Annotated in this window: 18 protein-coding genes; 14 read left to right on the top strand and 4 right to left on the bottom strand. The window is 27.9% G+C overall.

Annotated features, from left to right (window positions below; all coding sequences use genetic code 11):
• Positions 1-177 precede the first annotated feature (177 nt).
• Both A966_RS12395 and A966_RS12390 read left to right on the top strand, forming a co-directional pair.
• Positions 178-1551, top strand: coding sequence for an AAA family ATPase (locus A966_RS12395; protein ID WP_008726143.1), 1374 nt, complete (start codon positions 178-180; stop codon positions 1549-1551).
• 5 nt (positions 1552-1556) lie between these two features.
• Positions 1557-2165: a hypothetical protein gene (locus A966_RS12390; protein WP_008726142.1), complete on the top strand. Its 609-nt coding sequence runs from the start codon at positions 1557-1559 to the stop codon at positions 2163-2165.
• A gap of 464 nt (positions 2166-2629) precedes the next feature.
• On the opposite strand, the gene A966_RS12385 is transcribed toward A966_RS12390, so the two are convergent.
• Both A966_RS12385 and A966_RS12380 read right to left on the bottom strand, forming a co-directional pair.
• Positions 2630-3667 carry an AAA family ATPase gene (locus A966_RS12385; protein ID WP_008726141.1) on the bottom strand — a complete coding sequence of 346 codons (1038 nt, stop codon included), beginning with the start codon at positions 3665-3667 and terminating at the stop codon, positions 2630-2632.
• 21 nt (positions 3668-3688) lie between these two features.
• Positions 3689-4204 (bottom strand): BatD family protein, encoded by a 516-nt coding sequence (locus tag A966_RS12380; protein ID WP_039955675.1) that lies wholly within the window; start codon positions 4202-4204, stop codon positions 3689-3691.
• A gap of 236 nt (positions 4205-4440) precedes the next feature.
• Between A966_RS12380 and A966_RS12375 the strand changes: the two genes are divergently transcribed.
• Positions 4441-4800, top strand: coding sequence for an MKRN2 opposite strand family protein (locus A966_RS12375; protein WP_008726139.1), 360 nt, complete (start codon positions 4441-4443; stop codon positions 4798-4800).
• Positions 4801-5237: 437 nt separating this feature from the next.
• On the opposite strand, the gene A966_RS12370 is transcribed toward A966_RS12375, so the two are convergent.
• On the bottom strand, positions 5238-7397 hold the full coding sequence (locus A966_RS12370) for an ankyrin repeat domain-containing protein (RefSeq protein ID WP_008726138.1): 2160 nt from the start codon (positions 7395-7397) through the stop codon (positions 5238-5240).
• 120 nt (positions 7398-7517) lie between these two features.
• Here A966_RS12370 and A966_RS12365 point away from each other — a divergent pair, with 120 nt between their 5' ends.
• Together A966_RS12365 and hydA are read left to right on the top strand one after the other, a co-directional pair.
• Positions 7518-8435, top strand: coding sequence for an Rpn family recombination-promoting nuclease/putative transposase (locus tag A966_RS12365; protein ID WP_008726137.1), 918 nt, complete (start codon positions 7518-7520; stop codon positions 8433-8435).
• A 110-nt stretch (positions 8436-8545) separates the two neighbouring features.
• Positions 8546-9985, top strand: coding sequence for a dihydropyrimidinase (gene hydA, locus A966_RS12360; protein ID WP_008726136.1), 1440 nt, complete (start codon positions 8546-8548; stop codon positions 9983-9985).
• Positions 9986-10055: 70 nt separating this feature from the next.
• Here hydA and A966_RS12355 read toward each other — a convergent pair whose 3' ends face one another.
• Positions 10056-11042: a LacI family DNA-binding transcriptional regulator gene (locus A966_RS12355; protein WP_008726135.1), complete on the bottom strand. Its 987-nt coding sequence runs from the start codon at positions 11040-11042 to the stop codon at positions 10056-10058.
• A 435-nt stretch (positions 11043-11477) separates the two neighbouring features.
• Between A966_RS12355 and A966_RS12350 the strand changes: the two genes are divergently transcribed.
• The 9 genes from A966_RS12350 to A966_RS12310 all read left to right on the top strand — a co-directional run bounded on the left by A966_RS12350 (position 11478) and on the right by A966_RS12310 (position 20903).
• Positions 11478-12899, top strand: coding sequence for a PTS transporter subunit EIIC (locus tag A966_RS12350; protein WP_008726134.1), 1422 nt, complete (start codon positions 11478-11480; stop codon positions 12897-12899).
• 121 nt (positions 12900-13020) lie between these two features.
• On the top strand, positions 13021-14499 hold the full coding sequence (locus A966_RS12345) for a glycoside hydrolase family 32 protein (protein WP_008726133.1): 1479 nt from the start codon (positions 13021-13023) through the stop codon (positions 14497-14499).
• A gap of 70 nt (positions 14500-14569) precedes the next feature.
• Entirely contained in the window at positions 14570-15034 is a 465-nt protein-coding gene (gene greA, locus A966_RS12340) for a transcription elongation factor GreA (protein WP_008726132.1), read from the top strand.
• 144 nt (positions 15035-15178) lie between these two features.
• Positions 15179-16672: a glycogen synthase GlgA gene (gene glgA, locus A966_RS12335; protein WP_008726131.1), complete on the top strand. Its 1494-nt coding sequence runs from the start codon at positions 15179-15181 to the stop codon at positions 16670-16672.
• Positions 16673-16702: 30 nt separating this feature from the next.
• Positions 16703-17227, top strand: a complete 525-nt coding sequence (locus A966_RS12330; protein ID WP_008726130.1) for a DJ-1/PfpI family protein — start codon at positions 16703-16705, stop codon at positions 17225-17227.
• A gap of 141 nt (positions 17228-17368) precedes the next feature.
• Entirely contained in the window at positions 17369-18166 is a 798-nt protein-coding gene (locus tag A966_RS12325; RefSeq protein WP_008726129.1) for a Cof-type HAD-IIB family hydrolase, read from the top strand.
• A 21-nt stretch (positions 18167-18187) separates the two neighbouring features.
• Positions 18188-18973, top strand: coding sequence for a Cof-type HAD-IIB family hydrolase (locus tag A966_RS12320; protein ID WP_008726128.1), 786 nt, complete (start codon positions 18188-18190; stop codon positions 18971-18973).
• A 94-nt stretch (positions 18974-19067) separates the two neighbouring features.
• Positions 19068-20354: a glucose-1-phosphate adenylyltransferase gene (locus tag A966_RS12315; protein WP_008726127.1), complete on the top strand. Its 1287-nt coding sequence runs from the start codon at positions 19068-19070 to the stop codon at positions 20352-20354.
• Positions 20355-20474: 120 nt separating this feature from the next.
• The gene (locus tag A966_RS12310; protein ID WP_008726126.1) at positions 20475-20903 is read left to right on the top strand and encodes a PepSY-like domain-containing protein; all 429 of its coding nucleotides are present in this window, start codon (positions 20475-20477) and stop codon (positions 20901-20903) included.
• Positions 20904-20944 lie beyond the last annotated feature (41 nt).

Raw genomic sequence — 20944 nt, 5'->3', positions numbered from 1 at the left:
ACTCCCTAATTTTATAAATTTATTGATACTATATATTCGGTAATTACAAAAATTGCTTTATAGAATTTATATAAAAAATATTATGTTAAGTTGTTTAATGCTGTTTTGATACTAAAATACTTGTTAAAGATAAAATTCTGTTATAAAATAATACAAATTAAAAAAGGTATTTTGAAAATGTCATATTCCAAGCTAATAATTAAAAATTTCGGTAAGATAAAAGAGGCAGAAATAGAACTTTCTAATTTTATACTTTTTGTAGGTGATAATAACAGCGGAAAAAGCTATTTGATGACATTGATATACGGATTGATGAAATATAGTAAAGATATTGCAGATATTATGTTTCAAGATAAAGAATTCATTTACAGCTTGGAAGAATATAGAGAAATGCATGATATAATAGAAAAGTATATCTTAATTAATAAGAATATAAATCGTGGTAAAGATATATTTAAGATTTTTTCAGATACTGAAAATAATCATTTACTATCAAAAAATGAACTTAATATATTCTATAATATTTCAAATAAATTATTAGATAAATATAAAACAGAAATTTTAAAATTTATTTTTAATGATAATGAGCATGTAATAAATTTAGAAAGTATATATTTTGATTATTCAAATTATTTATTTAATATTTTTATTACTAAAAAATCTCTATTTATTCGTAAATTACATTCTTTTTCTATATCAGAAATAGAGAATGATGATAGTATTGATCATATTTTTATAATGAGAAATATATTTTCTAATATATTAGAAAATAATTCTTCTTCTTTTGCATTAAAATTTTTACCAACATCAAGAACTGGTTTTTTATTAACTTATAAAGAATTATCAAAAATATCAAATATGCAGCAATTCAGCATTGGAGAGAAAAAAGAAAAAACTCTATTTCAGAAACCTATTATAGATTTTATTAATAGTTTAATAGATTTATCTTATAATTATGAGGAAAACGAAGACTTTAAAGATATAATAGAAATACTTGAAAACAATATATTAAAAGGCAAAATTAATATCAATAAAGAAACAAATGCTATGTATTATCAGCCTAGTAATAGCGATTTGAAAGTGCCTATGCATTTATGTTCTGCTGTTATTACAGAAGTAGCACCATTATATTTATTTTTGAAATATTACAATATATTTGGTGATTTATTTATTGAGGAGCCTGAATTATCATTGCATTTAAAATTGCAGAAACAATTAGCTCGTGTATTAATAAACTTAGTTAATAAAAAAAGAAATGTCATCATATCCACTCATAGCGACACAATATTGGAACATATAAATAATATGGCAGTTCTTCATAGTATGAAAGATGATAATAAAAAAAATCAAATATTAAAAGAGTATTCATATACAGAAGATGACACTATAGATATAGGCAAAATTAGGATATATCAATTTGATACTGATGATAATGATATTACAACTATAAAGGAATTGAAAGGCGACAGAGAAACAGGATTTTATATAGAAACATTTCATAAATATATAAATAATGCTTCTTTAGAATATGATGCAATAAATGAAGATTAATGATTATGGACGATTTTGATAAACTTTATAATACAGCTTTTATAGATAATCAAAGATATTTATTTGATAATAATATGTGCAAAATTGATGTGATAGAAGATATTTTTACTATAAAAGATGAAAAATCAGAAATGGAATGCCGTATAAAATTAAGCTCTAAATCTATTTGCAGTTCGGATATAGAAGGTAATAAAAAATTTAATCATTTAAGAATGAATAAATGTGCTGATGCAGTGATTATAAATAAAAATAAAAATGGTAAGTTTGATTTGCATATAATAGAATTAAAAAATGATATTCATGATGAAGATTTAAAAGAACTTCATAAACAGTTTTTAGGTGCATATTTAAGAATAAGGTCTATTTTTTTAGCCTATTCTAATGATATAGAAAATATAAAGTTTTATCTAGTATATAAAAATAATATTAATTCTAATAATAATTTAAAACAAGATAACAGTACAAATAAGATAAAAGACAATACAAATCTAAGAAGATTATTTAAACAAAATAGAATAATTAATAATGTACTTTTAAAAATCTATCCATTTAATTTTGATGCTCTAGATATTATAAAGCATGATATAACTTACAATAATGAAATTATTATTTAATAAAGATTTTTATAATAAAAAAGCCCGATTAACTTAATAATCAGGCTTTTTAACAATCAATCATTTTTTTATAAATTAATATTTTAAGGTACATTTATATTTGCAAGCAGGCTTTTTATTATTGCTAATAAAAATTGTTCGCTGAAAATGTCTGCAAAGTAAACTTAGCAGACGCTCACAATTTTTATCATTACAATTAATCATATCAATAAAAAAAGCCGGATTAAGTTAATAATCAGGCTTTAATAATCAATCATTCTTTATAAACTAATATTTTAAGGGACATTTATATTTGCAAGCAGGCTTTCTATTATTGCTAATAAAAATTGTTCGCTGAAAATGTCTGCAAAGTAAACTTAGCAGACGCTCACAATTTTTATATTATATTAATCATATACAATAAAAAAGCCAGATTAACTTAATAATCAGGCTTTAATAATCACTCATTTTTATAAACTAATATTTTAAGGTACATTTATATTGGCAAGCAGGCTTTCTATTATCATATCGCTTGTTACATTTTCAGCCTGTGCCTCATAGCTTACGCTTATTCTGTGTCTTAATATCTCATAGGCAACAGCTCTTATATCTTCAGGCATTACAAATCCTCTGCCCTGCATCATAGCATTTGCTTTTGCCGCTTTAGTCAAATATATTCCTGCTCTTGGTGAAGCTCCGTATTCTATGTATTCGCTTTGAAGTTTATAATCTTTAGGATTTCTTGTCGCATCTATAATGTTCACTATATAATCAATCAGCCTTTCTTCTATATGAATTTGATTGGCTAATTTTCTTAATTTTTCTATAGTTTCTATAGTTGTTATAGGCTTTAATTCTGCAGGTTTGGAAGATGACATGTTTTTTATTATGGTTTTTTCTTCGCTTTTAGTAGGGTATTTTACTATGACTTTAAGCATAAATCTGTCAACCTGAGCTTCAGGAAGAGGATATGTTCCCTCCTGTTCTATAGGGTTCTGAGTTGCCAATACCAAAAATACATCAGGAAGTTTATATGTTTTATCTCCTATAGTAACCTGATGTTCTCCCATAGCCTCTAAAAGTGCTGACTGTACTTTAGCAGGCGAACGGTTTATTTCATCTGCTAATATTATATTAGAAAATATAGGTCCTTGTTTAGGAAGAAATACTGAATTTTTTATATCATAAATTTCAGTACCTACTATATCTGCAGGAAGCAAATCCGGTGTAAACTGTATTCTTTTATAGCTTGCATCTATTGTACTTGCCAATGATTTTACAGTTAATGTTTTTGCAAGTCCGGGTACTCCTTCTAATAATACATGCCCATCGCATATAATTCCTAATAGAAGTTTATCGAGCATGTTTTCCTGACCGATTATTACTTTTTTTATTTCATTTTTTATAGCATTTACTACATCAAGGGCCATTTTAGAGGCTTCCGATATGGCCTGTAAATCCCTGCTGGCATTAGCTACTTCATTACTTATACCATTTTCGCTGTTATTTAAATTATCTGTCATATATTATCCCTCATAGTTCTATTATATATTTTGATTATGATTTTTTTTATTTTCAAAGTTTTTTTTATTTAATTTATACTGATCTCTTATAAACTTATAAATTAAAAGTGCTATAAGAATTATTACAACCCATTGTCCTATCATTATTAATAAGAACCATGAACTGAATACTCTTATATTATATTCATTTATCATCTGCTCTTTAGGTACTAAACTATTTCCTCTTTCTACATTATAATATCTAGCTTCCAACTCAGGTATTTTCAATTTTCCATTTCTTAAAGGCTTCATAGTGTATATTATTTTATAATTCATAGTTGGGATTTCATTATCTTTATGTATAGTTTCTATTTCCACTCTTTCATTAAGAACTTCAAAATCGCTTATGGCATTTGTATTTATACCCTCTGCTTTAAATTTATCTGCATCTCCTGTATATATTAGAGTATACTCTAAATTCTGCCATAGATACATGCTTTTCTTATTCACTTTTTCTTCTACTATAACTATAGGGTATAGTGTATTTACTGCTATCATTATTGTTAAAAAAATATAGTATTTAATCATTGAAGTAGATTATATAAAAATATAAAAAAAGTCAATATATTAAATTACTCTTATATTTAAATAATATTTGCTATTATAGATTTACATGCAAGATGCTTTAATGATGGATCAAGATTATTAAAAAACAATAATAATATTTTTTATTTGAAATAAATATTGTATTATATTAAACTAATAAAATATATTTATTAAAAAATGGAGATTTTATGTTTAAATCAAGAAAAAATTTAATTGTATTATTATTTTCAGTTTCTTTGATTTTTGTCAGCTGCAATGCTAATCAAAATCCTAAAACTTTTAAACTTTCAGAATTAGTTGGTACTTGGGAAACTAGTGATCTTAATGCTGATTTTAAAACTTTTGTAGTAACTTCTAATGGAGAAGTTTATTCTGATGAAATTGGAGCAAGAACTTTGGTTCTCGGTTGGGACGGCAATGATGAAAGAGAATTATTTAGTGTGGGGTTTATAGGATCTGGAATAGGAAGCATAAATTTAACTTTTAATGATTCTTCCTCTTGCGAAGCATCTGGTAATGGAAAGATAATAAAGTATACTAAAAAATAATAATTTTGTAGTATTTTTAGTGATAAACTTTTTCAAAAATAGATTAAATTTTTTATACAATATACTATTTTTCAAGAATATTTATTATATCTCTTCACTTTCTATAGATTTTATTTCTATTAAGATGGTTATACCTGTTTATGTTGTTGCTTTTATATCTTTTGTGCTATTTATTCTTTTTCATCATAGTTTGCTGATATGTTAAGGCGACTGCGACATCTGTCCGCATTTGGCAAAGAATTAATTATTTCTATTTTCTCAAAAGTTTCAAAGTTTAAACATCTAAATACTGCAAAATTAATGAAATTTAAATCTATATTTTAATTAACTGCATGCAAAAATAAATAGCGTATAAAATAGTCATTTAAAACATTAATATTTCTCATAACTTTATTATACTAAATTAACCATAAAGTTACAAGTTTAATCATCAAAATTTAGTTTCTATTTCTTTGAGCTTTTTTTAGAATACCTGCAATTTTTCTAAGTTTAAGATTCTCTGCCATATCTAAAGCAGTATCTCCATGGTCATCTTCTATATTTACATCAGCTCCTTTTTCTACTAGAAATTTAACATATGGTTCAGCAAACCTTGATCCTGATGATGCACAAGCCCAAATTAAAGAAGTGTATCCATTATAATCTTGAGCATTAATATCTGCACCTTTTTCTAATAAAACTTGAGCTAATTTTATACGATATTCCTGAAAACTTTTATTATTAAAATTACCTTCACCCATACCAAGATATATCAAAGGAGTATATTCTCGTTTATTCTTTATGTTTACATCAGCACCTTGATCTATTAAAAAATTAGCTATTTCAAAGTCTAGTATGTCAATACTGCCTTCATCTGAAGTATCAAGAGTTTTATTTAAAGCTGTGTCTCCTTCATTATCTTGTGCATTTATATTGGCTTTTTTTGAAACTAAATATTTTATTACATCTATATTTCTTTCAGGACTATAGTCACATGCTGATATTAAAGCAGTACTTCCTCCTTTATAAAAGTTTACATCTGCACCATTTTCCACTAATAATTTTACTGTTTCTAAATTATTTACACCATATATTAAGGCTGTATTTCCATAATTATTGAAAGCATTTATATCAGCACCTTTTTGTATTAGAAGTTCTACCACTTTTATATTATGAAGTTTGGAAGCATACATTAAAGGTGTCTCTCCATGATTATTTTTTACATTTATATCAGCACCATTATTTATTAAAAATTCTGCAACAGATGAATTTTCATCATATCTAGATTCAATATGTTCATAATCTAATGAGAGTAATAGGGGAGTTACTACTGAGCTATATTCAGAATGTGTTTTGGCATTTACATCAGCACCTTTTTCAACTAAAAATTTAACCATATCATAGTCATTTCTTAAAGCTGCTATCATTAAAGGAGTATAATCATAATCAGGAGGATAATGCTCCCCAGCCTTTATTCTTGATTCTAAGTCAAAACCATTTTCTACTAATACTTTAAACATTTCTCTATTTTGTGCCAATGCTGTTGAAGGTCTATAAGATTTATCAAGAAGTGATGCTCCATCATTGTCTTTAGTATTTACATCAGCACCGTATTTTATTAATAAATTAAATATTTTTTTAGCATTTTCTAGCATTTCTTCTTTTTCGTAATGATCATAGCGAATATTATAATATAATACAGTGTTTCCATCATTGTCTTTAGTATTTATATTGGCACCATTTTCTAATAAAAATTTAACCATTTCATAGTCTCCTATCATAGCAGCGTTCATTAATGCTGTAAGACCGTGTTCATCTTGTGTGTTTATATTTGCACCTTGTTGTATAAGTAATTTTGAAATATCAAATTTTCCATCATCATTAGCAATCATTAAAGCGGTTTTGTTTTCATTATTTGCTGTATTAGGATTGGCACCTTTATCAAGCAAATATTTAACCATATCATAGTCTTCTTTATAAACAGCAATCATTAAAGGAGTATAATCATAATCAGAACTACCCGTCTTTATTCTTGACTCTAAATCAAAACCATTTTCAACTAATATTTTAAACATTTCTTTATTTTTATCAAAAGATTCTGAAATCCTATAGGATGCATCAAGAAGAGATGCTCCTTCATCGTTTTTGGTATTTACATCAGCACCGTACTTTATTAATAAATTAAGTATTTTTATAGCATTTTCTGTTTCATTTTCTTGTCCGCTACTATTATGCTCAATACTATAATATAATGCAGTTTCTCCTGATGTATCTCTAATATTTACATCAGCACCATTTTTTAATAAAAATTCAACCATTTCATAATTTGTATTTCTAGCAGTATACATTAATGCTGTAGCACCTGCATTATCTTTAATATTGACATCAGTACCTTCTTCTATAAGTAATTTTGCTATATCATCATATCCTCTTACAGAAGCATTTATTAAAGCTGTTCTATCATAAGAATCTAATGCATTACAGTTTGCACCTTGCTCTAAATATGATTTAACTTTTTTTATATTATTATTTTCTACAGCGGAAAACAACGATTCATCTAAAGTCTTAGAATACAAAAGAATATTAAACAAGAATAATATAATAAATACTTTTTTCATATATACCCCTCCATGCGTACTGCATATAATTGATTATAAATTGAAAATTATTTCCTGTCAATGATATAGTTTTTTTGTTTTATAAATTGATATTAATGAAATTTTTAGTATAATTAATTTATGAAAGAGATTAACAGACTTAATGATTTATTTGTACGATATCTAATCGGTACTGAAGGCGATGAAGATATATTAGAAAATATTGTTAATGCTGTTTTAAATGATGTTGGTTTTGAATCTGTGAGTAATCTTGAAATAATCAATCCTTACAATTTAGCAGAAAATGAGAATTTAAAAGAATCAATATTGGATGTTAAAGCAAAAACCAAAGATGGTAAAAAGATACTCATTGAAGTACAGTTAGTTGGAAATAACAATTTTATAAAAAGAATATTGTATTATATTGCAAAAAATATAGCTTCTGAATTAAAAGAAAGTGATTTATATATTGGTATAAGCCAGATGATTAGTATTAGTTTTATTAATTTCAATTTGGATATGGGAAGCGAGACTGATATAAAAAGAGAGCATAAATGTTTAACATTTGCTGATATTCATAATCCTAGTCTTAGACTTGATGATTTTCAGATACATTTTATAGAAATTAAAAGATTTGCAGAAATATTAAAAAATACTAGTATAGATGAATATAATAGAAATAAACTTTTATCTTGGATTGATTTTTTTACTACCAAAGATTTGGAGAAAGATATTGATAAGTTAGTAGGAGGTAACGGTATCATGTCTAAAGTAATAGATAAATATAAAAGATTTGTAGCCGATGAAAAAGAGATGTCAGCTTATAATGAAAGAGATACTTTTCTTTACGGACAGGCTGCTATGCTACAGTATGAGAGAGCAGAAGGAAGAAAAGAAGGTATAGAAATAGGTTTTCAGAAAGGTATAGAGAAAGGTATAGAACAAGGAGAAATAAATAAGACAAAAACTATAGCATTAAACCTAAAAAATATGAATATGAGTATTGAAGATATAAGAAAAATAACGGGTTTAACTATAAAAGAAATAGAAGACCTATAATAAAAAATTATATGCTTCTGATAATAAATATAGTTTTTGTCAGATACTTTTTGTGATTAAATTTTTTATGTATAAATAATAAATAAAAGTTATAATTATAGGACTATAATATGAAAAAAATTATTATAAAAAATGGTACTGTAGTTAATGCTTCAGAAACTTATAAAGCTGATGTATTAATAGAGGGTGAAAAAATTTCTAAAATAGGTGCTGATTTAAAATGCGAAGATGCAGAGATTATTGATGCTTCGGATAAATATGTAATGCCGGGAGGTATTGATGTTCATACTCATATGGATATAGATGTTGGTATAGGGAGAGCGGTTGATGATTTCTATACAGGTACTATCGCTGCTGCTTGCGGAGGTACTACTACTATAGTTGATCATATGGGGTTTGGACCTAAAGGCTGCGATGTATTTCATCAATTAGAATATTATCATACTCTTGCTGATAATAAGGCTGTTATTGATTACAGTTTTCATGGAGTTCTACAGCATGTTGATGAAGATGTGCTTAAAGGTCTTAAAGTATTAGCTAAAGAAGAAGGTTTGCAAAGTACAAAACTTTATTTAACTTATAACTATAAAATAGAAGATGATAATGTTGTGCGTGTATTAAAGAAGATGAAAGAGCTTAATGCTGTTTCTGCTTTTCATGCTGAAAATCATTATGTTATAGAATATTTAAAAAAGAAATTTATTGAAGAGGGTAAAACTTCTTCACATTATCACCCTATAAGCAGACCTCCTGAAGCTGAAGCTGAGGCAGTTAATAGAATTATACATTTATCTGTCATAGCTGGAAATGCTCCTGTATATATAGTGCATACTTCTGCAGGAAAGAGTGTTGATGAGATAGTTAATGCGAGGGCTTTAGGTCACAAAAATATTTTCTCTGAAACTTGCCCTCAATATTTAGTTTTGACAGACAAAGAGTATGACAGAGAAGACGGACTTAAATTTGTTATGTCTCCTCCTTTAAGAAAAAAAGAGGACAGCGAAAGATTATGGAAAGCTATTGCCGAAGGTCATATTCAGGTTATAGCAACAGATCATTGTCCTTTTAATTATGAAACTGATAAGGTTAAAGGAAAAGATAATTTTACTAAATGCCCTAATGGAGCAGGCGGAGTAGAGGAGAGATATCCTTTAATGTTCTCTGAAGGAGTTATGAAAGGAAGAATAACAATTAATAAATTCGTTGAAACTTTATGCTATAATCCAGCTTTGATATACGGGCTTTATCCAGAGAAAGGCGCTATTATCCCAAATGCTGATGCTGATATTACTATAATAGATCCTAATAAAAAATCAGTTATTACAAAATCAAATATGCATGGTGCTTGTGATTATACTGCTTATGAAGGAATGGAGCTTTTATGTTCTGTGGATACTGTTATATCAAGAGGAAAAATAGTATTTAAAGATAATAAGTTTTTAGGCAGTAAAGGATATGGAAAGTTTATAAAGAGAAAAACTTTAGATAAATATGCTGACTTTAATAATCATTTCAAATTGGGTGATTATATAGATATTGATTGTAATTGATTATTTGAAAATACTTTTTAAAAATTAAAAAACAACTGGCTATAATTTTTCTAGTCGGTTGTTTTTTATTTTATCTTACACTTTTTCTTTCTAAAAATTCATAATTTACATATATAACTTCTTTTACTTTTATATTATTAATTAAATCTATTAATGTATTTGCTGTGCATACTCCCGCATTAAAAGAATCAAATTTTATTGTTGAAAGTTCCGGCTCTATTATTTCATCAATATCATATCCTCCGAAAGATATTACAGATACATCATCTGGAATTTTTAATCCCATTTCTTTTAATACTTTATATACACCCAATGCCTGTCTGTCAGTTGAACATATTATAGCATCAATATCTCTATTTTTTAATAATTTTTCGGCAGCTATTTTTGCTTTCTCATAAGAAAAGTCTGCTGCTTCTATTCTTATATTTTCTATGCCGTATTTTTTTAATCCATCTAATACTCCATTTCTTCTTGTTATCCCTACAGCAATATCATTTTCATCAACTGTTATAAATCCTATATTTTTATGATTTTTACTCCCTATGTATTTTCCTATGTCTATACCAGCATTATAATCATCATTGACTATGCTTATAACCTCACTGCATTCTTGTCCGTAAATTACTATTGGTATATCTGATTTTTTTAATATGTTTTTATGTTCTTCTGTTATATATGTAGCACTCAATACTATACCATCAACATTTAATCTTTTCAATTTTTCTATATACTGCAGTTCTAATTTATGCTGATGATTTGTATTCATTATTATAGGCATATAATGTTTTTCTCTAAGCGTTTTCTCTATCCCTGTTAATACTCTTGCTCCAACCGTAGAGTCTAAAGCTGGTACTATTATTCCTATAATATGACTTTTTTTTGCTTTTAATCTTGCAAATGTATTTGGCTCATAATCATATTCAGATATTATTTCTTTGATTCTTTTTTTGGTTTCTTCTTTTATATATCCTCCATTAAAGTATCTGGATATTGTTGTTTTCGTAACACCTGCTATTTCAGCTATCTCTTTCATTGTAATTTTTTTATTTGTGCCCATTTTTACTACCCTGATATTAGAGTTGTTCCAAAATTAATTTTATTTATAACTGTGTTGACTAGTTATTTAAAGTAAATAGTCCGCTTTTTTGTTATGCTTTCACAACAATATGTGTAGCTAAGAGTATACATCTCGAATAGTACCTACATCGGGTGTTGGAAAGCAAGAACTATGTATTTATATATTAAAATAATAGTTTGTACAACATATAAAATATTGTTTTTATAATTAATAAATTACTAAAATTTTATACATATTCTATGTTAAGTACTTCTGAAATAAGTACATTAATAAATTATATACTTTTTATATCAAAATACAAATTTATATAATTATTTTATAAAAAAATATATAATGCTTGACAAATATAAAAATATTGTTATAATATATAATGTAACCGGTTACATATAAAGAAATTTCAATAGGATTTTTATTATGGCTATCAATTATAAAAAAACTGCTGAAGAAATTATTAGAGTAGTTAATAAAGATAATATTATTTCTGCAACTTTCTGTGCTACTAGATTAAGATTAATAGTAAAAAATAGGGAGAGTATAAAGGACTCAGAAGTTCAGAAGATAGAAGGCATTAAAGGTGTATTTTTCAATTCTGGTCAATATCAGATAATATTAGGTACGGGAGTTGTAAATAAAGTTTATGCTGAAATTATTAATTTGGGTGTTACAGGTGCCGCAAATCAAGATACAGAAGAAACTAAAAAAGTGGGAGAGAAAAATAATTTTAGAAAGTTTATTCGTATATTTGGCGATGTATTTGTACCAATAATGCCTGCTATGATTGCCACAGGTTTATTTTTAGGTTTTAAAGGTGCTTTAATTAATGACAGTTTTTTGGGACTATTTAATTTAAAAGTATCTAATATACCTGTTTCTATTATGACATTAATGACTGTTCTTACAGAAACTACATTTGCATTTTTGCCTGCTTTGGTATGCTGGTCAACATTCAGAGTTTTTGGAGGCTCTCCTATATTAGGTATATTATTAGGCTTAATGCTTGTTTCACCTGCTTTACCTAATGCTTATTTGGTAGCCAATCCTGACAGCGGAGTTAAGCCTATAATGTTATTCGGATTTATACCTATAGTGGGATATCAAGGAAGCGTACTTCCTGCACTTATTTCTGGTATTATAGGCTCTAAAATAGAATTGAATTTAAGAAAAGTAATACCAAATATAATAGACATACTAGCAACACCATTTTTAACATTACTTATAATGTTATTATTATCTTTAGCTGTGATAGGACCGATTTTCCATATAGTCGAACAATGGATATTGATAGCTATAAATTTTTCTTTATCGTTACCTTTTGGAATAGGAGGATTTATAATAGGGTTTGGAATAATATTTATAGTTGTAACAGGAGTACATCATATAATGAATTTGGTAGAAATATCATTGCTTGCTGCTACTTCTTTAAACCCTATTAATCCTCTTTTATCCGTTGCTAATTTAGCTGCAGGTGCTGCTTGTTTAGCTGTTACATTAAAAACTAGAAGAAAAAGCATAAAAGCTATGGGATATGGTGCTGCCTTATCAGCTTGGCTTGGCATAACAGAGCCTGCCATATTTGGTATAAATATAAGATATGGAATAAAACCTATGGTTTGCGGTGCTATTGCTGCTGGTATAACAGGATTAATAGCAAGATTATTAAATTTACAGGCTACTGCTAATGGAGTTACAGGAATACCAGGTGCATTGCTTTATATTTATGATGGAAAGCAGTTAGCTAGTTATGCTGCTGTTGCTTTAATTACTGTGGTTTTATCTTTTACTATTACTTGGTTTTTTGGGGTTCCTGATGAGTATATGCAGGAAGATGATGAGTAAAAATTAAAATAGACACTTACAAAATAATTCTACATAAATCCAATAAAATAATTTATTTACTTAATATCATGTATATATTTTTTATACATGATATTAAGTATTATTACATAAGGGAAATGAAATGAGGTTGGTTAGTAAAGTTTTTGAAGAAGCGATAAAACGAAAAGAAATTGAATATTTTAATGATAATAACAATAAATGGAGATTAAAGTTTCATTTAATGCCTCCTGTAGGCTGGCTCAATGATCCAAATGCTTTATCATACTTTAAAGGAGAGTATCATATATTTTTTCAGTATTCTCCGTTTGATGTTGAAGGCGGATTGAAATTTTGGGGGCATTATATAAGTAGAGACTTAATAAATTATAAATATGCTGGAGCTGCTATATATCCTGATGAAAAATATGATTGTCATGGTGTGTATTCAGGTTCTGCACTTATAGAAGATAATAAGTTATATGTTTATTATACAGGAAATGTAAAACTTTTAGGCAGGCATGATTACATAGAAAGCGGAAGAGAGGCTAATACCATGCTTACTGTCTCCGAAGATGGTATTAACTTCTCTGAAAAAGAATGTTTAATGGAAATGAAAGATTATCCTAAAGATATAACTAATCATATAAGAGATCCTAAAGTATGGAAAGAAGATGATTCTTATTATATGGTTCAGGGAGCCAGAAAGTATGGCATAGATAGAAATAATGATATTGGAGAAGTATTAATATTTAAGTCTGAAGATAAAATTAATTGGAAGCATACAAGTACTGTAAGGTCTGAATATAGATTCGGATATATGTGGGAATGTCCTGACTTATTTAATTTAGACGGACAGAATATTTTAATAACATGTCCTCAAGGTGTGAAACAAATTGAAAGCGTATACGAAAATATATATCTTTCCGGATATTTTTTAATTAATGATGATTATAAAAATAAAGAATATATAGAGGTTAATGATTTTACAGTTCTTGACAGAGGATTTGACTTTTATGCTCCGCAGACATTTTTAGATGAGAATGGAAATAGAGTTATTATAGGCTGGATGGGAGTTCCTGATACAGAAGATTATCATAAAAATTTAACTGTTCAATACGGCTGGCAGCATTGTCTTACTGTAGCTAGAGAGTTAAGTTTTAAAGATGGAAAACTTTATCAAAAACCTCATAGAAGTTTGGATAAATTAAGAGAGAAAAAAATATTTGAAAATAAATGTTATTATGATTCATTATCTGATAATTTAATTTCTAAAGATATTAGCTCTTATGAAGTTTTAATTGATAATATAAAAAGTTCTGATAATTTTGAATTATTAATTTCAGAAGGTGTTTCTATTAAATATAGAGATAATAAATTTATATTAGAGTTTGTAAATGATATAGGAAGGAAAATAGGCGGAGGAAGATATAAAAGAAGTGCTGATTTAGAAAAGTTAGAAAATTTAAGAATATTGATAGATACTTCTGCTATAGAGATATTTATAAATGAAGGTGAGATGGTATTTTCTAGCCGATATTATCCTGATGAATATTCTTTTAAAGCTATTGGAGACATGAATTTAACAATATATAAATTATCTTATTTTAATATTAATCATTAGTCTTTTTTGTTTGTAAATATTTTGAAAATAGTTTATAATATCAAAATTACTAATTTTAAGGATATTGAAAATGGCTAAACCGATAACAAAAGAAGGATATGATAAAGCTAAATCTAAACTTGCTGAATTAAAGGCTGAGTTTGAAACATTGCCTGCTATTATTGCAGAGGCTAGAGAAAAAGGCGATTTAAAAGAAAATGCTGAGTATCATGCTGCTAAAGAAAGGCAGGGATTATTGAATGCTCAAATATCAAAGTTGGAAAGTGATTTGGCAGGCTGTGAAATAATAGATCCTGCTAATTTAGATAAAGACACTGTAACTTTTGGGAAAAAGGTAAAAGTTAAAGATAAAACTAGAAATGCGGTTTTTGAATATAGAATAGTGGGCGAATTAGAAGCAGATATGAGCAAAAATGAAATAACTATAGTAACTCCTATTGCTAAAGGATTATTATCTAAGAAAGTCGGCGATGTTGTAACTATAAAAGTACCTGCCGGAGATAAAGTTTTAGAAATATTAGAGATTAGTATTTAATTTATAAAAAAAATTATATGTAATAGAATTTTTCTATTATATTAAACTTTTTTATTAAATAATATTCTAAATTCATAATTTCGCTTGAAGTTTTTAAATAAAGTTATATATTTAAAAATATATTCTAGTTTTTAGGAGTTTTATATGTCAAAAATAAAAGTTATGATAGCATCTTCTGAAGCAACACCATTTATAAAAACAGGCGGACTTGCTGATGTTGTTGGTGCTTTGCCTATTTATTTAAAGAAACTAGATGTAGAAGCTTTTGTAGTGCTTCCTAAATATAGAGATATTAATTTTCAAGACTGTTATTTAGAGAATGTTCTTCCTACTATGGGAGTATGGATGGGTAATGGCGAAGAATGGTGTTCGGTATTTAAGACCGTAAAAGATGGGATAGATTTTTATTTCATAGAGCATCATAATTTTTTCAGCAGAGAAGGGCTTTATCATGATGCTTCTTTCAATGATTATCAGGATAATGCTTGGAGATTCGGATTCTTTTCCCGTGCTGCTTTACAATTATGTAAGGATTTGCAGTTAAATGTAGATGTGGTTCATGCTAATGATTGGCAGACAGCTGCTATTTCCGCATATATAAAAACTTGGCACTGGAATGATATAATAGGACATGCTGCTAGTATGCTTACTATACATAATGCAAATTATCAAGGTATATATAATGCTGCTACAACTTATGATTATTTAGGTTTAGGATGGAATAATTTTAGCCCTGATACTTTTGAGGATCATGGTAATATAAATTTGCTTAAAGGCGGAATATTCTTTTCTGATGTAGTTACTACTGTAAGTCCTACTTATGCAAGAGAAATTGCATCTCCTTATGGAGGTCATGGTATGGCGCCTTATTTACAGAATAAGACAACAAGTTTTTTTGGAATACTTAATGGTATTGATGAAAATGTTTGGTCTCCTGAAAAAGATAAATTTATACCTGAAAATTTTTCTGCAGATAAGATGGAAGGTAAAAAGGTATGTAAAAAAGAACTTCAGAAAAGATTTTTACTTGAGGAAGATGATGATGTTGTTTTGATAGGGGCAATAGGAAGATTTGTTGATCAGAAAGGATATCATTTTATAGCTTCTATAATAGATTCTTTAGTCAATAATATGAAAGTTCAGTTTTGTATACTTGGTACAGGAGATAAAGGTCTTGAAAGTTTCTTTGGAGATATACCTAAGAGATATCCTGGAAGAGTTGGTTCTTATATAGGTTACAGCAATGAATTATCACATTTGATAGAGGCAGGATGCGATTTGTTTGTAATGCCTTCTTTATTTGAGCCTTGCGGACTTAATCAAATGTACTCTTTAAGATACGGCACTTTACCTATAGTTCATGCTACAGGAGGTCTTGAAGATACTGTTGAAAACTATAATGAGGAAACAGGAGAAGGTACAGGATTTAAATTCTATGATTCTAACCCCTCAGCATTATATAATACTATAGGCTGGGCTGTAAGTGTTTATTATGATCATAGAGATAGATTTACTGCTATGCAGAAAAGGGCTATGAAAATAGATAATTCTTGGGAGAAAAGTGCTAAAGAATATGTTAAGGCTTATGAACTTGCCATTTTGAATAAGAATAGTTATGACATAAATTGCGGTTTATAATGATTTGAATAAATATTGGAGAGATGGTTAATGGGAAAAACTAATAAAATATTGTATGTTATGTCTGCCCAGAATTTTCAAGATGAAGAATATTTTGAGAGCAAAAAAATTTTTGAGGCGGCTGGTTATAAAACACAAGTATCCTCTACATTTATAGGTACAGCTCAGGGTAAATTAGGCGGTATGGCTAATATTGATTTACTATTCAGTGAGGTTGATGCCATTGAATTTGATGCTGTTGTATTTATAGGAGGAATAGGAAGCATAACTTTATGGGACGATTGGCGTACTCAGGGACTTGCTAAGTTATTTTTGGATAATCAAAAGATAGTTGCTGGTATAGGAAGCGGTATTGTAATGATGGCTAATGCTAAGATACTAGAAGGAATTAATGTTACTTGTTTATCCGCTGATGAATCGCATGTAAGACATGGTAATGCCAATGTTTTGAAGGATAATGTTGTTGTTTCAGGAAATATTATAACAGCGAATGGTCCTGCTTCTTCAAAAGAATTTGCAGATGCTGTTTTAGGGGCATTGAATAATATATCTTAATTAATCTTTATAATAAAAGACCTAAAATTGTTTAGGTCTTTTATTTATTAAAAAACAAGCTGCATCTAATAAATAATAATCGTATTATTGTTTAATTCTTAGCAGATTTCAAATTTATAAAATAAAAGATGGTACTAACAGATGATAAAGGCAGTATTTTTTGATATAGATGGTACTTTGGTTAGTTTCAATACGCATAAAATTTCTAATTATTCCAAAGAAGCTATTAAAATTTTAAAAGAAAAAGGGATAAAGGTTTTTATAGCAAGCGGAAGGGCTTTATTTCAGATAGATAATTTAGATGGTTTGGAATTTGACGGCTATATAACAATAAACGGCGGAAGCTGTTTTGTAAATGATAATGGAAGCTATAAGGAAATATATAAAGCTTCTTTAGATAAAAATGATCTATTTTCTTTGGTTGATTATCTTAATAAAGATAAGTTTCCTTGTACTGTCATAACAAGTGATAATTTGTATATTAATTATAAGGGTGATGCTATTTCTCATCTTTATAATATGGCAAATGTTAAAGTCCCTGATTTTATAGATTTTAATAATTACATAGCAAATAATTATGAAAGTATTCTTCAGCTTAATATTTTTGTAGATGAGGATAAAGAAAAATATTTAATGGATAATATATTAAAAAATTCTAAATCAAGCAGATGGCATTTTTCATTTGCTGATGTTAATTCAAAATATGCAGGTAAAGAAGTTGGCATAGATAAGATAATAGAATATTATGGTATAGATTTATCTGAAACTATGGCTATAGGAGATGGGGGCAATGATATAAGCATGATTAAGCATGCTGCCATAGGTGTTGCTATGGGAAATGCCAATGAAAATGTAAAAAATATAGCGGATTATATTACTGATGATGTTGATAATGACGGAGTATATAAGGCTTTAAAACATTTTAATATATTAGATTAATTATAAATTAAGGATTTCTATATGGTTAAGGCTGTATTTTTTGATATAGACGGTACTTTGGTTAGTTTTAATACTCATAAGGTTTCAGATTCTTCTAAAGAGGCTATAAGACTTTTAAAAGAAAAAGGTATTAAGGTTTTTATCGCTACAGGAAGAATAAAAAATCATATAAACAATTTAGATGATTTAGAGTTTGACGGATATATAACAGCAAATGGTTTTGACTGTTATGTAGGAGATAAGTCCATTTACAGACACTCAATAGCTAAAGAAGAAATATATTCATTGATAGATTATTTAAAGAATAAAGAACAATTTCCATGTTCTGTAATGATGAATAGCGGTATATATATTAATTATGTTACAGATAAAGTTAAAAAAGTTTCTGAGTCTATCAATCTTCCTATACCAGCAATTGATAACTATTATGATTTTTTAGAAGAAAATGCAGATAATATTTTGCAGATAAATTTATTTGTAGATGATAAAAAAGAAAAAGAATTAATGAGTAAAATATTTAAAAATTGCGAATCCAGCAGATGGCATCCTTACTTTGCCGATGTAAATACAAAAGGCGGAGGCAAGCATATAGGCATAGACAAGATAATAGAATATTACAGTATAGACTTATCTGAAACTATGGCTTTCGGTGACGGCGGCAATGATATTACTATGATAGAACATGCTGCTATAGGTGTTGCTATGGGAAATGCCAATGAGGAAGTTAAATTGGCTGCAGATTATATCACTGATGATGTAGATAATAATGGTATTTATAATGCTTTAAAACATTTTAATGTATTGTAATATATGATTAATAATCCTTGAAAAGTCATAATTTTTTTACTATACTTATATTATATGAATTATTTAGTATAACAAAAAATCACTGGAGTTTTTTATGAGATCATTTAATACGGTTGCTTTGATACTTGGAGGCGGCAGAGGAACAAGGCTTTATCCTTTGGTAAAAGCTCGTTCTAAACCTGCTGTATCTTTGGGTGGTCAATATAGAATGATAGATATACCTGTATCTAATTGTATAAACAGCGGGTTTAGAAATATATATGTTATAACACAATTTAATAGTGCATCTTTGAATAATCATATATATAATGCTTATAGATTTGATAACTTTTCTGGCGGTCATGTAAGCATACTTGCAGCTGAACAAACAGATACTAATATAGATTGGTATCAGGGAACTGCTGATGCGGTTAGAAAGAATTTAGAGCATTTTGACAATGAATTTATTAATAATGTTGTAATACTTTCAGGAGATCAAGTATATCGTATGAATTATAATGTAATGCTTCAGCATATGCTTGAAACAGGTGCGGATATAGTTGTTGGTACTGTACCTGTTGTTAGAGAAGATGCTAAAGGTTTCGGCGTTATGCTTGTCAATAAAAGAGGTCAGATTACTAACTTCCATGAAAAGCCAAAAGAAGATGATGTACTTAATACTTTAAAATTAAGTGAAGATCAAAAGAAAATGTTTAATATAGAAAATCCTAAAAAAGAATACTTGGCTTCTATGGGTATTTATGTATTTAGAAGAAATGTACTCAAAGAGATTTTAGCAGATGTATCTATGATAGATTTCGGAAAAGACATTATTCCTGAAGCTATAAAAAAATATAAAGTATTCAGTTATGCTTTTCAAGGTTATTGGGAAGATGTAGGAACTATTAAGGCTTATTTTGAAGCTAATATATCTTTCGGAAGTAAGAATCCTCCTTTTGATTTTTATGATGAAAAGGCTCCTATATATACACATGTTCGTTACTTGTCTCCTTCTAAAGTTGAAAAGGCTGCTGTAACATCTAGTATTATAGCAGACGGATGCAGGATAGAGAATGCTACTATAAAAGAATGCGTTATAGGTGTTCGTTCTGTAGTTCAGAGCGGTTCTACATTAGAAAGGGTAGTTATGATGGGAAGCGACTATTATGAGGATAGCGATGATATTGAAAGACTAAATGTTAAGCATATTCCTAAAATAGGTATTGGTAAAAAATGCACTCTTAAAAATGTCATTATAGACAAGAATGTAAGAATAGGAAATGATGTTGTTATTACAAATAAAAAGAAAATACAGCATCAGGATAGTGAATTCTATTGTATTAGAGATGGTATTGTAATAATTCCTAAAAATACAATAGTTAAAAGCGGTACAATTATCTAATATTTGTTAGTTTAAGTTTGTTTGTTGCGGGTAGGAGTTGATCTTCTACCCATATTATTATAACATTATAAAAAATATAAAAAATTATAAATTAATTTAAGATATTAAGGAGAGTAAATCATGAAAAAATTATTTATATTTTTAGCATCATTATTTATTTTTTCGGCTTCTAGTCTTTTTGCTGATATGGTAGTTCCGCCTTCAGCATTGCCTCAGCAAGCTACTGCATTTATACAAAGAGTATTTCCGGGTGTTCAAATTTGGAAAGTTGAAAGAGACGGAAGAAAATTTGATGTAAATTTGTCTAATGGAGTATCTATAGACTTCTTGGCTAATGGAGATTGGGAAAATATAGATAGCGAATATGCTCCTATACCTGATGCCGCTTTTCCTACTGCAGTTGTACAAGCTGTGAGAAATGCATATCCGCAGGCTGCTATTATTGATGCAGAAAAAGAGTGGGGAAATTATAAATTAAAATTAAATAATATGATGGAGCTTATGGTAACAGGTAATGGTCAGATAATGGGACAGAAATTTGATGATTAATCATTGAGTTAAAATAGAAGCGGCAGATATTACTATTAATT

This window comes from Brachyspira hampsonii 30446, from assembly GCF_000316195.1.
Lineage (GTDB): Bacteria > Spirochaetota > Brachyspiria > Brachyspirales > Brachyspiraceae > Brachyspira > Brachyspira hampsonii_C.
The sequence above is the reverse complement of the archived record's forward strand: the minus strand, read 5'-3'. Positions and strand labels throughout refer to the sequence as shown.

What these genes read in the sequence shown, in the direction of transcription:
- glgA (WP_008726131.1), top strand. Translation starts at nt 15,179, where the DNA reads ATGTCAAAAATAAAAGTTATGATAGCATCTTCTGAAGCAACACCATTT.
- hydA (WP_008726136.1), top strand. Translation starts at nt 8,546, where the DNA reads ATGAAAAAAATTATTATAAAAAATGGTACTGTAGTTAATGCTTCAGAA.
- A966_RS12365 (WP_008726137.1), top strand. Translation starts at nt 7,518, where the DNA reads ATGAAAGAGATTAACAGACTTAATGATTTATTTGTACGATATCTAATC.
- A966_RS12375 (WP_008726139.1), top strand. Translation starts at nt 4,441, where the DNA reads ATGTTTAAATCAAGAAAAAATTTAATTGTATTATTATTTTCAGTTTCT.
- A966_RS12370 (WP_008726138.1), bottom strand. Translation starts at nt 7,397, where the DNA reads ATGAAAAAAGTATTTATTATATTATTCTTGTTTAATATTCTTTTGTAT.
- A966_RS12310 (WP_008726126.1), top strand. Translation starts at nt 20,475, where the DNA reads ATGAAAAAATTATTTATATTTTTAGCATCATTATTTATTTTTTCGGCT.
- greA (WP_008726132.1), top strand. Translation starts at nt 14,570, where the DNA reads ATGGCTAAACCGATAACAAAAGAAGGATATGATAAAGCTAAATCTAAA.
- A966_RS12330 (WP_008726130.1), top strand. Translation starts at nt 16,703, where the DNA reads ATGGGAAAAACTAATAAAATATTGTATGTTATGTCTGCCCAGAATTTT.
- A966_RS12355 (WP_008726135.1), bottom strand. Translation starts at nt 11,042, where the DNA reads ATGGGCACAAATAAAAAAATTACAATGAAAGAGATAGCTGAAATAGCA.
- A966_RS12325 (WP_008726129.1), top strand. Translation starts at nt 17,369, where the DNA reads ATGATAAAGGCAGTATTTTTTGATATAGATGGTACTTTGGTTAGTTTC.
- A966_RS12320 (WP_008726128.1), top strand. Translation starts at nt 18,188, where the DNA reads ATGGTTAAGGCTGTATTTTTTGATATAGACGGTACTTTGGTTAGTTTT.
- A966_RS12345 (WP_008726133.1), top strand. Translation starts at nt 13,021, where the DNA reads ATGAGGTTGGTTAGTAAAGTTTTTGAAGAAGCGATAAAACGAAAAGAA.
- A966_RS12350 (WP_008726134.1), top strand. Translation starts at nt 11,478, where the DNA reads ATGGCTATCAATTATAAAAAAACTGCTGAAGAAATTATTAGAGTAGTT.
- A966_RS12395 (WP_008726143.1), top strand. Translation starts at nt 178, where the DNA reads ATGTCATATTCCAAGCTAATAATTAAAAATTTCGGTAAGATAAAAGAG.
- A966_RS12380 (WP_039955675.1), bottom strand. Translation starts at nt 4,204, where the DNA reads ATGATAGCAGTAAATACACTATACCCTATAGTTATAGTAGAAGAAAAA.
- A966_RS12385 (WP_008726141.1), bottom strand. Translation starts at nt 3,667, where the DNA reads ATGACAGATAATTTAAATAACAGCGAAAATGGTATAAGTAATGAAGTA.
- A966_RS12315 (WP_008726127.1), top strand. Translation starts at nt 19,068, where the DNA reads ATGAGATCATTTAATACGGTTGCTTTGATACTTGGAGGCGGCAGAGGA.
- A966_RS12390 (WP_008726142.1), top strand. Translation starts at nt 1,557, where the DNA reads ATGGACGATTTTGATAAACTTTATAATACAGCTTTTATAGATAATCAA.